The sequence below is a fragment of the Pseudomonas yamanorum genome, assembly GCF_900105735.1.
In the GTDB taxonomy this organism is placed as follows: Bacteria; Pseudomonadota; Gammaproteobacteria; order Pseudomonadales; family Pseudomonadaceae; genus Aquipseudomonas; species Aquipseudomonas yamanorum.
The window spans coordinates 5,414,402-5,429,181 of sequence record NZ_LT629793.1 but is presented as its reverse complement, the minus strand read 5'-3'; the positions used below and the strand labels follow the sequence as shown (position 1 = coordinate 5,429,181).

Genomic DNA, 14,780 nt, shown 5'->3' with positions numbered 1-14,780 from the left:
ACCGAACTATCAGCCCTTGAACACTTCATCCAGCAAGTTATGCATCGACTGGAAGGCCCGTGCAGCGGTCTTCGCGTCATACATCATCTTGCCCGGCACATTGGCGTGCGGGTCGGTAAACGAGTGCACCGCACCGCCGTAGCTCAGCAATTGCCAATCAACACCGGCTGCGTTCATTTCATCTTCAAACGCCGGCAGTTGCTCTTTCGGCACCAACGGGTCGGAAGCACCGTGCAACACCAGCACGGAACCCTTGATGTTTTTCGCATCGGCCGGGTTCGGTGTGTCGAGGCTGCCATGGAACGAAACCGCCGCTTTCAACGGAGCACCGGTACGCGCCAGCTCCAGGGAGCAGCAACCACCGAAGCAGAAACCGAAGGTCGCCAGCTTCGAGGTATCCACCGCGGCTTCGGTCTGGGTTTTCAGGTGATCAAGTGCAACCTGCATGCGCTTGTTCAGCAGCACCCGATCATTCTTCAACGGCATCATCGCCGCGCCCGCTTCATCGCCATTCGAGGGGCGAACCGTTTGCCCATAAAGGTCGGCGAGCAGCACCACGTAGCCCTTGCTGGCCACGCTCTTGGCGATCTCTTCAGCGCCGGCACTGACACCCATCCAGTTCGGCGCCATCAACAACCCTGGCAGCGGGCCCTTATGACTGGCATCAAACGCCAGGCGGCTTTCATAAGGCTGGCCATCAATCTGATAGACCACGGAACGCACGGTGATTTGGCTCATCATTTACTCCAGGTGAAAGGCTCTAGAACGAAAAAACCCGCCGAAGCGGGTTTTTCTACAACGGTGTTAAACCGACAGTTCAACCAACAGCTTGTTCAGTCGGCGCACATAAGCGGCCGGGTCTTTCAGGCTGTCGCCGGCAGCCAGGGCTGCCTGGTCGAAGAGGATGTGCGACAGGTCGCCAAATCGCTCTTCGCTCTGCTCGCCGTCGAGTTTCTCGATCAGCGGGTGAGCCGGGTTGAATTCGAAGATCGGCTTGGAGTCCGGAACCTTCTGGCCGCTGGCTTCCAGGATCTGACGCATCTGCATGCCCAGGTCCTGCTCGCCGATGGCCAGGATCGCCGGGGAATCGGTCAGACGGTGGGAAACCCGCACTTCGCTGACAGCATCGCCCAAGGCGGTCTTGATTCGCTCAACCAGGCCCTCTTTGGACTTGGCCACTTCTTCGGCAGCTTTCTTGTCTTCTTCGGAATCCAGGTTGCCCAGGTCCAGGTCGCCGCGGGCGACGTCAACAAAGCTCTTGCCGTCGAAGTCGCTGAGGTAGCTCATCAGCCACTCGTCGATCCGGTCGGTCAGCAGCAGCACTTCGATGCCTTTCTTGCGGAAGACTTCCAGGTGCGGGCTGTTCTTGACCTGAGCGTAGGTTTCGCCGGTCAGGTAGTAGATCTTGTCCTGACCTTCCTTGGCGCGAGCCAGGTAGTCGGCCAGGGAAACGGTCTGCTCACCGTCGTCACCGTGGGTCGATGCGAAACGCAGCAGGCCGGCGATTTTTTCCTTGTTGGCGAAATCTTCTGCCGGGCCTTCTTTCATGACCTGGCCGAAGTTTTTCCAGAAGCCCTTGTATTGCTCAGGCTCGTTCTTCGCCAGCTTTTCCAGCATGTCGAGGACACGCTTGGTCAGCGCCGACTTCATGGAGTCGATGATCGGGTCTTTCTGCAGGATTTCCCGCGACACGTTCAGCGACAGGTCGTTGGAGTCGACCACGCCTTTGATAAAGCGCAGGTACAACGGCAGGAAGGATTCCGCCTGGTCCATCACGAACACGCGCTGCACGTACAGCTTCAGGCCTTTCGGCGCTTCACGCTGGTACAGGTCGAACGGAGCACGGGCCGGTACGTAGAGCAACGAGCTGTATTCCAGCTTGCCTTCGACCTTGTTGTGACTCCAGCTCAACGGGTTCTCGTAGTCATGGGCGATGTGCTTGTAGAACTCCTGGTATTCCTCGTCTTTGACTTCAGTACGAGGGCGGGTCCACAGGGCGCTGGCACGGTTGACCACTTCCCATTCCTGGGCAGGCGCCTCTTCGCCTTCGACCGCCGCTTGCTCTTTCGGCAGTTCGATCGGCAAAGCGATGTGGTCGGAGTACTTCTTGATAATGTTGCGCAGGCGCCAGCCATCGGCGAACTCGTCTTCACCGGACTTCAGGTGCAGCACGATGCGGGTACCACGGTCAGCCTTGTCGACGGTGGCGATTTCAAATTCGCCCTCGCCTTTGGACGACCAGTGCACGCCTTCGCTGGCAGCAAGGCCGGCGCGGCGGCTGAATACTTCAACCTTGTCGGCAACGATGAAGGCCGAGTAGAAGCCCACGCCGAACTGGCCGATCAGGTGCGAATCTTTCTTCTGGTCGCCCGATAGGTTTTTCATGAAATCAGCGGTGCCGGATTTGGCGATGGTCCCCAGGTGGGTGATCGCATCGTCGCGGCTCATGCCGATACCGTTGTCTTCGAGGGTGACGGTTTTCGCGTCTTTGTCGAAGCTCACACGGATTTTCAGTTCCGCGCCGCCTTCCAGCAACTCAGGCTTGGACAGGGCTTCGAAACGTAATTTGTCGACAGCGTCAGAGGCGTTCGAGATCAATTCGCGAAGGAAAATTTCCTTGTTGGAATACAGCGAATGGATCATGAGGTGCAGCAGTTGCTTCACCTCGGTCTGGAAGCCCAGGGTTTCCTTTTGAGTTTCCACACTCATGGTCATCAAACTCCAATTGGATGGCAGTGGCCGCGCCCTTGAGGGTTGGCGGCGGGTTGTCATCAAAGTTGGGGGCTAAGACCAGGATTTCAAGGGCGGGCCGGTTCCTCAATCTTGAAATGTGCACGGGCGGTGGCAATCGGTTCGGCCGGGGTACTTTGCCATGCGGTAATCGCCACATTGGCTACTCGTCGGCCCTGGCGCCATACCTGGCATTTGGCGTAGGTGTCGCGAAACTGGCCGGCGCGCAGGTAATCCAGGGAAAAGTCGATGATTTTGGGGACGCCTGGTGCACCGGTGAATACCAGCAAATGCAACGCCGCGGACAGCTCCATAAAGCCGGCAATCACCCCACCGTGGATTGCCGGCAATATCGGGTTACCAATGTTGTCCTTGTTGGCCGGCATGCGGAACAGCAATTCATCCCCCAGCCGCGTGCATTCAATGCCGATCAGTTTGGCGTAGGGAATCAGGTTGAGCAGCGCCTCATAGTTGCCGCGCTCATGGGCCTGCTGCAGACGCGTCTTGAACTGATGCTTCATGGCTGTTCTCCCTTGATTGCATTGCCCAGGCCCTGGCTGCCCTTGAGGCGCTTGCCCATGCGCATGAAGGTGCCCACCACATGGGCAATCGGCTGCTGCGGGTCGTCCTGATAGGCGAAGCCGCGGGTGAAGATCACGTCGGTGGTCACCCGGTAGCACTGGGCAAAACCGAATACCGGCTTGTGGGGTTCGGCCGGGTGCATGTAGTCGACACGCAGGTCCAGGGTCGGGCAGACCTCGAACTCTGGCAACACACATAAGGTGGCCATGCCGCAGGCGGTGTCCATCAAGGACGTGAGCGCGCCGCCGTGGATCACGCCGGTCTGCGGATCACCGACGATATGCGGTCCATAGGGCAGCACCAGCGTCATGCCATCTTCACTGGCGGCATGGACCTGGATACCCAGCACCTGGCAGTGGCGCAACGCTGAAACAAAGCGCGTGGCACGGGATAAAAGAGGATTTTCGGTCATTCAGTCTGGACTCTTATTAGTGTTGACCCGCGGTGTAGACAGTGCGGGTGAAAGTTCCTTGGCGGCTGTGGTTTATATATCTGTGTAATAAAAGGAACTAATGCTGAACCCCTACGCTCGAAAGGCCAGAAGATATCTTCAATAAGGAGAAACACCCCATGCGCAAGACTTTAGCTATTTCCATGATGCTGGCCGCTGCCCTCGGTCTCGCTGCCTGCGACAAGAAATCCGAAGACAAGGCCCAAGATGCTGCTGCACATTCTGAGCAAGCTCAGAAAGACATGGCGAAGGCTCAGGATAAAGTGAATGACGCTGCGAAAGAAAACGCCGATGCTGCCAAAGCTCAGGCCGAATCGAACGAAGCCGCCGCAAAAGAAGCAGCACCTGCAACCGGTTCTTGAGTCTGACGACTTGAACACCGTGGCTTGAAAAGCCAGTGTTGCAAAGAAAGCCCGCCAAGTGCGGGCTTTACTTTGTCTGCTGCTTTTATCGGCGCAGTAACGTGCGAAAGATCGGACTAAGCCTCAATTGGCCCGAGGAACCAGCCCCACATTTAGAATCACTCAATTAACGCCCCGAAGGTACGGAGCTCCGCCATCGCTGGAATAGAAGGGAATGCCATGCTACTTCAGAGATAGAACCACCATGCTCACCCCCTCCAAACCCTCCAGCCCGGTATCCACCCCACACCTTGCCCCGCCGCCCACCAACAAACCGACGGCGCCCACAAGGCCGACAGCGCGACAAATTACGCAACCTCATACAGCGGGCTTGAATCACAGTGATTTCGTCACCCCCGGAGTGCGCGGCATAACGCCGGTCGTCGCGGATACCAACCGCCCCGCCACCGTCACCACCCAATCCCAATTGATTGACCAGCACCGGAAACTGAACAAACAAATTACTGACCTGCTAAGCCACCAGACAACATTCCATCGATTTATTCAGGTCCAGTTGAAAAAAGCCTTTCCCGAGCTCGATTCAATTGATCCGAATTCCATTCACGTCAAAACGTACGGTCAAAAGCCCGGCGCAGAACGCATCCTGACATCTACACAAACGCTGTCCCAGGCACTGTTCGACAAGATCATGGAAGTGAACCTGAACGCACTCACCGGTTCGCCTGACAAAGAAACTGAAACCGCCTTTTATATTGATGCACCAGACGGTGGTGCTCAGCGCAAGCTCGAACCCCGTTGTTCATTGCTCACGATCGCCCAAAATATTGCGACCCGGCTTCCCATCGCGCTCAGCAGCTATTGGAAAAAACCACCCTCAGGCCTCGGGTCCCAAGCGCCACGACAAGAGCAGTTGCTGGCCTTGCATAGGCAGATGCTCTCCACCGAGGCGGCGCTACGCGTTGAGGACGGGACACTCAGCCACCCCGGCAAACAGCTGATCGACACGGCCTTTCAGTACCCCACCCTCGCAGCACGCGAAGGTGCGTTTGCATCAGGCAGTCGCCCCGGGGTGTACCCCATCAGGATTAATGACAACACCCCCAAGGGGGCGCTTTTAGCCGGCTGCTTCCTTATCACCAGCAAAGACGGATCGTCAGCTGAAGCGCCCTACACAGCAACGGACATCCGAAATATAGGGCTCAACGCGCCTAACGGTCCCGTTGTGCTTTACACCCCCTGCGACGGGTTCGAGGAGTTCGCGACCCCGGCTGATGCCCGTGAAGCCTTGTTACGCAGGATCAACGGTGATGAGGAGAAAGCAGGCGTACTGCTGAAAAGCTTGCCGCTGTCGGTGCAGCACAGTCGCAACCCACAATGGGGCGACGACTTGATGCTGGGGTTCGCGCCGATATCGGGAGACGTGGTGGCCCAGGCATTGCCCTTGTTGCTGAAGCGCCAGGCAGATGAGGTCATGGAAACACTACAGTTCGCCTTCACCGCCGAGCCCGGCAAATATGGCACCGGGAATGTGCTGGATCCCGCAATCGCCACGGGCATCAATGACGCCGCCGACCTGTCGCTGCAATTTGATGGCAGCAATGCGATGCTCGCACGCAACGAAAAACTAATGGAACAACGCCAGCCGCCATGGCTAAAAGAACTGACCCCGGAGCAGGAAGCCCGCTACCGGGAGCTTGAGCAGGCGGAGCAGACCAGTTTCTCCCGCCTGCAACCGCTGCTGGAGAAATTGCCCTCCCTGGGAGATTTTGCAAAAAAACTGCTGCTCCAGGCACTGAAAGACAAACTGCAAAAGCGCTACCCGAAGGATGACGTCGATCCCGACAAACTGATGGTCCGGGTCACGACAGAAAAATCCATAAACCTTCGTCAAATTGTGCTGCCCCGTATCCCTTTGCCGCCTACCACCGAACTGATATCGCTGACCGACCTGGCCCTGCGGAACACCTCGGCCTGGGACGTTGGCGTCTCACTGCTGTCCACCCAAACAACCTGGGAAGCACACCTGGTCGGCGCCGACGGAAAACGCGTGACGCTGGATACGCAATGGCTTGAGGAGCTGATCAAGCCAGCCGATGTGGGTGGCAACTACCTGAGGCTGCTCGGTGAAAAGCTGGACCCGAGCGCCACATCGGGAGAGGCGGCGGCGTTGCGCAACGCCTGGAAGCATAACCAACAGGCGAGGCTGGCCAAGGACGCTTTTTTGACATCCCTCGATCCGGATGCCTATCTGAACAGGCAAAAAATCGCCGAGCAGTGGATCAACGCATCGATAGCCCATGCAGACTCCACCACATGGCCGGTTGTGAATGGGTCCTCCATTATCTCCCACCGTGTCGCAAGGGATGGAAAACCGGTTCAAGGCATGCTGGTCATCCAGCCAGCCGACCATCCATCGTTGGTGCTATACAGTCCGGACGCCCCCGACGGACGTCCCTTCAGGGAAATAGTCGGCCAGGGCCAACTGAACACTCTACTGGCCAAACCTGAGTGGCAAACCTATATGGACCAGCGGGTTTCACCTGCAGATAAGTACTCGATTCACGACAAACTCTTCATACACCCGGTCAACATGATCCTGAAGCAGCTGGCAGTCGACCATGAAGCCGGTATCGCGCTCAAACCGATCAAAAACTCCCTCGGCGAGCATCTCTACGCGCAAAACGTGGCCTTGGTGGCCGCCAAAGCCGGTAGCCAATTCATCACAAGCACTGAAGTAGCGGCCCAAAGCACCACCAACCAGCTGATATTTGCCGGCGAGGTGGCCATGTTGGTCCTGGACTTGATCCCTGTCACCAAAGGAATTTCCGCCGTCAGCAGGCTCTCAAAGGCTGCCTTGAAGGCCTTGCGCACTCCCGGGCGAAGCTTGCCTAAACTACTCACCCAGCCAGGCCAATGGGGCGCCGTCTATTCGGACTTTTCCATGGCCGCGGCAGGCCTTCCATTGCTTAGAAGAACACCGTTACGCCCGGTGTTCAGAGCGCCTACGCACGCACCTCAACAGCGCCGGCCAATCGCTGCTGGCAAAGCTATTGGGCCAAGCCGTCACGTCTCGCAGGCTCCGAGTACGTCACTCTCGGTGGCGCGCCCCTCCAGCCTCCCTACCCCGTTGCCAAACCCGGCTCGCCCCACGCAGCCGTTGAATCGGGGGGATCTCGTCGCTCATGCGCTGGATAATCAACTACGGGCAGGAAAACCGCTGAACGCCACCGGGCCACAGCACGTAGGTGAAAAAGGGTTGATCCGTTACACCGAAAACTCAGGCACGAGCAGCACGTCCAACTCCGGTAGTCGGCAATCAACGCCGCCGGGTCAAAAACCACATCCCGTGTTGACCAATACCAAAGCTCGTGACCTGAATGCCGAGAAACACCTGGCCGGCGCGGCATTGAACCCCAGGGCTCCTCGAGCGGAACTGGTGTCGATCACAAAGCCGGAGGACCTGAACGTGGTATCGAAACCCAATACCGTCAGCAAGTTCGTCTTCACCCAAGACAAGCAATTGATCGTGGGCAACATCGACAAGGATGCGCCGCCAAAATGGTTATCCCATCCTGCCATCGCGGAAATCGGTGCCGGCAGTGGTCAATCAGGACAGGTGGTCAGTGCAGGCTACATCAGGAAAGACATCATGGGGAAAATCCACCTTTCCAATGTATCTGGACACTATCTACCTAAACAAAACGATTTGAAGCCTGCCCAGGAATATTTGAAGAACCTGGGCGTGGATTCGACAAAGAGCATGTTGCCGATCCCCTGAAACAGGCAGATTGTCCTGACTCCGCGCATAAAAAAGCCCCGGAGCATTTGATCCGGGGCTTTTCGATTACGGCGTAGGCCGGAGGCTTTAAGCGATCGCTTCGCTACGCTTGCCCAGCACGCGGTCAACCACCACAGCAACGACCAGGGTCATCACCGAAGGCACCAGCCACGCCAGACCCTGCTCGCTCAGCGGCAGGTGAGCCAGTTGCGATGGCATCCAGTCCGCCAGGCCAGCGCCCTTCAACGCGTCAATGCAGCCGAAGATGAACGACACCAGCATCACCGGGCCGACGATCCGGCCCTGCTCCTGCCAGAAGTCCTTACAGAAGCTCACGGCCACCAGCACGATGCACGGCGGGTAGATCGCGGTCAGTACCGGGATCGAGAACGCGATCAACTTGGTCAGGCCCAGGTTGGATACAAACAGCGAGAACACCGCCAGGATCACCACCAGGGTTTTGTAGGACAGCGGCAACACACGGCTGAAATACTCGGCGCAGGCGCAGGTCAGGCCTACAGCGGTCACCAGGCACGCCAGGGAAATCAGCACGGCGAGGAAGCCGCTGCCCAGGGAGCCAAAGGTGTGCTGGACGTAAGCGTGCAGCACGGCCGCGCCGTTGGCGGCACCGGCGGCCACTTCATGGCTGCCCGACCCCAGGCGGAACAGGCTGATGTATACCAGCGCCAGGCCCACGCCGGCGATCAGCCCGGCAATGATTGCGTAGCGGGTGATCAGCTTCGGCGACTCGACGCCACGGGAGCGAATCGCGTTGACGATCACGATGCCGAACACCAGGGCGCCCAGGGTATCCATGGTCAGGTAGCCATTGATAAAGCCCTGGGAGAATGGCGCAGCTACGTATTCAGGAGTGGCGACACCCACATCACCGGCCGGCAAGGCGAAGGCGGCAATGCCCAATACGGCCAGGGCGATGATCTTCAACGGCGCCAGGAAGCGACCGACGGTATCCAGCAAACGGCCTGGGTACAGGGAGATGAAGAACACCAACAGGAAGTACACGGAGCTGTAGAGGAACAGCGCCAACGGGCTTTCACCGGTCAGGGGCGCCAAGCCCACTTCAAACGACACGGTCGCGGTTCGCGGGGTAGCGAACAACGGGCCGACTGCCAGGTAGGCAGCTGCTGCCAGCAAGCCACCGGCGATCTTGCCGATCGGGCTGCTCAACGCGTCCATGCCGCCACCGACCTTGGCCAGGGCCACAACGGTGATCACCGGCAAACCGACCGCGGTGATCAGGAAGCCCAGCGCCGCCATCCAGACATGAGGCCCGGACTGCAAACCGACGATAGGCGGGAAGATGATGTTGCCGGCGCCCACGAACAGGGCAAAGGTCATAAAGCCCAACGCCAGGATGTCCTGGCTTTTCAACACTTTCATTTGAGGAAATACCACACTACTGAATCGGAATTTAGAGAGGGCTTCCCTATGGATGAGGGAAATACTGCCGGTCCTGATGGGGACCGACCGGTCTAGCGCGAGGCTTCCTTTTGGGATGCGTACGCATAAAGAGGCGGCTAGCCTAACGAATTTGCGGGTCAAACGCACTGTTGGGGGGCGAACTGTCCGATAAGCGACATTTTTATGTCGCGTTTTTATATTTAAATTTTGAAATGCGATGGAATGTGGGAGTGCGCTTGCCTGCAATAGCATCACCTCAGTGCATCAGAAACACCGAGTAGCCTGCATCGCAGGCAAGCCAGCTCCCACAGTTGGTCGGCGTCATTCCAACCGATGAGTAATCCCCAGAATGCACAAAGGCCACCCGAAGGTGGCCTTTGTGTGGTGAAGCGTCAGTTAAGCGCGAGGCTTACTTGACAGCCCAACCGGTCAGCTCGGACAAAGCCTTGCCGATGTCTGCCAGCGAACGCACGGTTTTAACGCCTGCGTCTTCCAGGGCAGCAAACTTCTCGTCTGCAGTGCCCTTGCCGCCAGAGATGATTGCGCCAGCATGGCCCATGCGCTTGCCAGCAGGGGCAGTCACACCAGCGATGTAGGAAACAACCGGCTTGGTCACGTGTGCCTTGATGTAGGCAGCCGCTTCTTCTTCAGCCGAACCGCCGATCTCACCGATCATTACGATCGCTTCGGTCTTCGGGTCTTCCTGGAACAGCTTCAGGATGTCGATGAAGTTCGAGCCTGGGATCGGGTCACCGCCGATGCCGACGCAAGTCGACTGACCGAAACCGGCGTCAGTAGTCTGCTTGACAGCTTCGTAGGTCAGGGTGCCGGAACGGGAAACGATACCGACTTTACCTGGCAAGTGAATGTGACCTGGCATGATGCCGATCTTGCATTCGCCTGGAGTGATCACGCCCGGGCAGTTAGGGCCGATCAGGACTACGCCCAGCTCGTCGCACTTAACTTTAGCGTCCAGCATGTCCAGGGTAGGAATGCCTTCGGTGATGCAAACGATCAGCTTGATGCCGCCGAATGCTGCTTCCAGGATGGAGTCCTTGCAGAAAGGAGCTGGAACGTAGATCACGCTGGCGGTGGCGCCAGTGGCAGCTACAGCATCTTTCACGGTGTTGAACACTGGCAGACCCAGGTGCTCGGTGCCGCCTTTACCAGGAGTAACGCCACCAACCATCTTGGTGCCGTATTCGATGGCTTGCTGGGTGTGGAAACTACCTTGCGAACCGGTAATACCCTGGCAGATAACCTTGGTGTCTTTATTGATCAGGACGCTCATTATTTGCCCTCCGCAGCTTTGACAACTTGTTGAGCAGCGTCGGTCAGGCTGGTAGCAGCGATGATGTTCAAACCGCTTTCTGCCAGTACTTTAGCGCCCAGTTCAGCGTTGTTACCTTCAAGGCGCACAACAACCGGGATTTTAACGCCGACTTCTTTCACTGCACCGATGATGCCTTCGGCAATCATGTCGCAACGAACGATGCCGCCGAAGATGTTGACCAGTACTGCAGCGACGTTGGAGTCGGACAGGATGATCTTGAACGCTTCGGTAACGCGTTCTTTGGTGGCACCGCCGCCTACGTCGAGGAAGTTGGCTGGTTTGCCGCCATGCAGGTTGACGATGTCCATGGTACCCATGGCCAAGCCAGCACCGTTGACCATGCAACCGATGTTGCCTTCCAGGGCTACGTAGTTCAGTTCGAACTTGGCAGCGTGCGCTTCGCGCGGATCGTCTTGCGACGGATCGTGGAAAGTCTTCAGCTTAGGCTGACGGTACATGGCGTTGGCGTCGATGTTGATCTTGGCGTCGAGGCAATGCAGATCGCCGTCAGCCTTGATCACCAGCGGGTTCACTTCCAGCAGGGCCAGATCGTGATCCTGGAACAGTTTGGCCAGACCTACGAAGATCTTGGCGAACTGGGCAACTTGCTTGCCTTCCAGACCCAACTGGAATGCCAGCTCGCGACCCTGGAATGGCTGAGCGCCAACCAGTGGATCGATAGTGGCTTTCAGAATTTTTTCTGGGGTTTCTTCGGCGATCTTCTCAATGTCCACGCCACCTTCGGTGGAGGCCATGAACACGATGCGACGGCTCGAACGGTCAACGACAGCGCCCAGGTACAGCTCTTTAGCGATATCAGTGCACGATTCAACCAGGATCTTGGTGACTGGCTGGCCATTGGCATCAGTCTGGTAAGTCACCAGACGCTTGCCCAGCCACTGCTGAGCGAAGGCTTTGGCGTCTTCTTTGCTGCGAACCAGCTTAACGCCGCCCGCTTTACCGCGACCACCAGCGTGAACCTGGGCTTTGACAACCCACTCGGTGCCGCCGATTTTGTCGCAAGCTTCTGCTGCTGCTTCCGGGGTGTCTACTGCGTAACCCTTGGATACTGGCAGGCCGTATTCAGCGAACAGCTGCTTACCCTGATACTCGTGAAGATTCATGCTTATTACCGTCTTCGTTAGGTACTGCGCATTCGGCGCTGCGCTCTTTATTGAGTGCCGCGCCACCTGTGACTGCTGCTTGCACAGTCAAACCACCAAAGGCCTGGACCCTGGGTGGTGAAACTGCGCAAGACTGCGTCCAGCGGATATTCCGCGGTGAGTCTTGCGCACAAGGCTCACGACGGGCAACCGCCGTGGTTTCTTATTATCTCGCTTAGCGCTTCTTCTTGTTGGCGATGTGGATGGCATGGCCATTCACTGCCAACGCGGCTTCGTGCAGCGCTTCAGACAGGGTCGGATGGGAGAAAACCATCATGCCGATGTCTTCGGCGCTGGTGCCGAATTCCATACCGATTGCGCCTTGCTGAACCAGTTCTGCTGCGCCTGGGCCAATCACGTGGACGCCCAATACGCGGTCAGTCTTGGCATCAGCGATGACTTTGACAAAACCACCGGTGTCGTTGGCTGCCATGGCACGGCCAGAAGCGGCAAACGGGAAGGTGCCGACGTTAACTTCAACGCCTTCAGCTTTCAACTGCTGTTCGTTCTTGCCGACCCATGCAATTTCCGGGTGGGTGTAGATAACAGACGGGATCAGGTCGTAGTTCATCTGGGTCTTGTGACCCTTGATACGCTCGACAACCATGATGCCTTCTTCGGAAGCCTTGTGCGCCAGCATCATGCCGCGAACCACGTCGCCAATGGCGTAGACGCCTGGCACGGTGGTAGCGCAGTGATCGTCCACGTGGATGAAGCCACGCTCGTCGATGTTCACGCCGCTGTCGGAAGCCAGCAGATCAGTGGTCACTGGACGGCGACCAACGGCTACGATCAGCTTGTCGAAAGTGATGGTTTTTTCGCCATCCTTGTCGGTGTAGGTCACGACGACTTCTTCGCCGTTAACCTTGGAACCGGTAACGCGAGCGCCCAGCTTGATGTCCAGACCTTGTTTGGTCAGGGTTTTCAACGCTTCTTTGGACACTGCGGTGTCGGCAGCCAGCAGGAACGTGTCCAGGGCTTCCAGCACGGTCACTTCGGAACCCAGGCGGGACCAGACCGAACCCAGTTCCAGGCCGATCACGCCAGCGCCGATCACGCCCAGACGTTTTGGAACCGATTGGAATTCCAGGGCGCCGGTCGAATCAACGATCACCTTCTGGTCAACAGGAGCCGGTGGAATGTCGATTGGACGCGAACCTGGAGCCAGGATCACGTTCTCGGCTTCGATGACTTCTACCGAACCGTCAGGCTTGGTGATTTCAACTTTCTTGCCGGCCAGCAGTTTGCCGTGGCCTTGCAGGGAAGTCACGCCGTTGGCCTTGAACAGGGTCGCAACGCCGGAAGTCAGGCCTTTAACGATGTTGGCCTTGCGGCCGACCATTGCTGGCACGTCCATGGTCACGCCAGCGTGGTTGATGCCGTGGATGGCAAAACCGTCTTGGGCTTCGTGGAATTTCCAGGAGCTGTCCAGCAGCGCCTTGGAAGGAATGCAACCAACGTTCAGGCAAGTACCGCCCAGAGCCAGTTTGCCTTCCTTGTCGGTGTATTTTTCGATGCAAGCAGTCGAGAGGCCCAGTTGTGCGGCCTTGATGGCGGCAACGTAGCCGCCAGGGCCTGCGCCAATCACTACAACGTCAAATTTCTGCGACATGAAAAAAAATCCTCTTTAGCTAAAAGCTTCAAGCCGTGAGCCGCACTCCGGCCTGCCTTGCGGCAGACCGGGTGGTACGGCGCACCGCCGCTTTATCAGATATCCAGCAGCAGACGAGCCGGGTCTTCCAGCAGGTTCTTGATGGTCACCAGGAAAGTCACGGCTTCTTTACCATCGATCAGGCGGTGATCGTACGACAGCGCCAGGTACATCATCGGGCGGATAACCACTTGGCCGTTGATCGCCATAGGACGCTGCAGAATGTTGTGCATGCCCAGGATCGCAGCTTGTGGCGGGTTGACGATCGGAGTCGACATCATCGAACCGAAAGTACCACCGTTGGTGATGGTGAAGGTACCACCGGTCATCTCGTCGATGGTCAGCTTGCCGTCACGGGCTTTCTTGCCGAAGTTGGCGATGCCGCCTTCGATTTCAGCCAGGCTCATCAGTTCGGCGTTACGCAGAACCGGTACCACCAGGCCACGGTCGCTGGACACGGCAACGCCGACGTCAGCATAACCGTGGTAAACGATGTCGCCGCCGTCGATGGAAGCGTTGACTGCCGGGAAGCGTTTCAGCGCTTCGGTGGCCGCTTTCACGAAGAACGACATGAAGCCCAGGCGCACGCCGTTGTGGGACTTCTCGAACAGATCCTTGTACTTCGAACGCAGGGCCATGACTTCGGTCATGTCGACTTCGTTGAACGTGGTCAGCATCGCCATGTTCGACTGTGCTTCAACCAGACGCTTGGCCACGGTGGCACGCACGCGGGTCATCGGTACGCGCTTCTCGGTGCGGTCGCCAGCGGCGAACACAGGAGCAGCGGCAGCCGGGGCAGCAGCCTTGGCAGGTGCGGCAGCTGGAGCGTTTTTCTTGGCTTCAACAGCGGCAACCACGTCTTCCTTGGTTACACGGCCGTCTTTGCCGGTGCCCTTGATGGAAGCCAGGTTGATGCCGTTTTCGTCAGCCAGCTGACGTGCAGCCGGTGCAGCGATTGGATCTTCGCCGCCCGCAGCCGGTGCAGCAGCTGGAGCTGCGGCAGCAGCAGCGGCCGGTGCAGGAGCGGCGGCGGCGGCAGCAGGAGCAGCAGCAGCGCCGCCCTCTTCGATCGAGCCCAGAACCTGGTTCGACAGAACGGTAGCGCCTTCTTCGGCAACGATTGCGCCCAGCACGCCGTCAGCTTCAGCCAACACTTCGAGCACGACCTTGTCGGTTTCGATGTCGACGATCAGGTCGTCACGCTTGACGGCCTCGCCTGGTTTCTTGTGCCAGGTGGCAACGGTGCCATCGGCAACCGATTCCGGGAATGACGGGGCTTTGATTTCGATAGCCATTATCTGTGGGTCC

Annotated in this window: 11 protein-coding genes; 2 read left to right on the top strand and 9 right to left on the bottom strand. The window is 57.9% G+C overall.

Translation table 11 applies throughout. The features are described from left to right. Window positions 1-9: 9 nt before the first annotated feature. From BLU46_RS25630 to BLU46_RS25615, 4 genes are all read right to left on the bottom strand, one after another. Window positions 10-738: a dienelactone hydrolase family protein gene (locus BLU46_RS25630; protein ID WP_063028214.1), complete on the bottom strand. Its 729-nt coding sequence runs from the start codon at window positions 736-738 to the stop codon at window positions 10-12. Window positions 739-804: 66 nt separating this feature from the next. After that, on the bottom strand, window positions 805-2,709 hold the full coding sequence (htpG, locus tag BLU46_RS25625; protein ID WP_063033923.1) for a molecular chaperone HtpG: 1,905 nt from the start codon (window positions 2,707-2,709) through the stop codon (window positions 805-807). Window positions 2,710-2,798: 89 nt separating this feature from the next. Further along, window positions 2,799-3,251: a PaaI family thioesterase gene (locus BLU46_RS25620; RefSeq protein WP_063028212.1), complete on the bottom strand. Its 453-nt coding sequence runs from the start codon at window positions 3,249-3,251 to the stop codon at window positions 2,799-2,801. Continuing rightward, window positions 3,248-3,724, bottom strand: coding sequence for a PaaI family thioesterase (locus tag BLU46_RS25615; protein ID WP_063028210.1), 477 nt, complete (start codon window positions 3,722-3,724; stop codon window positions 3,248-3,250). Before BLU46_RS25615 ends, BLU46_RS25620 begins: the two co-directional genes overlap by 4 nt. Window positions 3,725-3,882: 158 nt before the next feature. On the opposite strand from BLU46_RS25615, the gene BLU46_RS25610 reads away from it, so the two are divergent. Together BLU46_RS25610 and BLU46_RS25605 are read left to right on the top strand one after the other, a co-directional pair. Continuing rightward, complete coding sequence (locus BLU46_RS25610) at window positions 3,883-4,125, top strand: hypothetical protein (protein ID WP_017477534.1); 243 nt, start codon at window positions 3,883-3,885, stop codon at window positions 4,123-4,125. A 244-nt stretch (window positions 4,126-4,369) separates the two neighbouring features. Further along, entirely contained in the window at window positions 4,370-7,903 is a 3,534-nt protein-coding gene (locus tag BLU46_RS25605) for a dermonecrotic toxin domain-containing protein (RefSeq protein WP_157721315.1), read from the top strand. A gap of 87 nt (window positions 7,904-7,990) precedes the next feature. Here the strand turns inward: BLU46_RS25605 and brnQ are convergent, their stop codons facing one another. The 5 genes from brnQ to odhB all read right to left on the bottom strand — a co-directional run bounded on the left by brnQ (window position 7,991) and on the right by odhB (window position 14,767). Next, on the bottom strand, window positions 7,991-9,304 hold the full coding sequence (gene brnQ / locus BLU46_RS25600; protein ID WP_093207588.1) for a branched-chain amino acid transport system II carrier protein: 1,314 nt from the start codon (window positions 9,302-9,304) through the stop codon (window positions 7,991-7,993). A 430-nt stretch (window positions 9,305-9,734) separates the two neighbouring features. Continuing rightward, window positions 9,735-10,616: a succinate--CoA ligase subunit alpha gene (gene sucD / locus BLU46_RS25595; RefSeq protein WP_003210566.1), complete on the bottom strand. Its 882-nt coding sequence runs from the start codon at window positions 10,614-10,616 to the stop codon at window positions 9,735-9,737. Next, window positions 10,616-11,782: an ADP-forming succinate--CoA ligase subunit beta gene (sucC, locus tag BLU46_RS25590; protein ID WP_003210567.1), complete on the bottom strand. Its 1,167-nt coding sequence runs from the start codon at window positions 11,780-11,782 to the stop codon at window positions 10,616-10,618. The genes sucD and sucC overlap by 1 nt, the downstream gene beginning before the upstream one ends. Before the next feature lie 214 nt (window positions 11,783-11,996). Continuing rightward, window positions 11,997-13,433, bottom strand: coding sequence for a dihydrolipoyl dehydrogenase (gene lpdA, locus BLU46_RS25585; protein WP_017477531.1), 1,437 nt, complete (start codon window positions 13,431-13,433; stop codon window positions 11,997-11,999). A gap of 95 nt (window positions 13,434-13,528) precedes the next feature. Next, the gene (gene odhB / locus BLU46_RS25580; RefSeq protein ID WP_093207585.1) at window positions 13,529-14,767 is read right to left on the bottom strand and encodes a 2-oxoglutarate dehydrogenase complex dihydrolipoyllysine-residue succinyltransferase; all 1,239 of its coding nucleotides are present in this window, start codon (window positions 14,765-14,767) and stop codon (window positions 13,529-13,531) included. Between the last annotated feature and the right edge of the window lie 13 nt (window positions 14,768-14,780).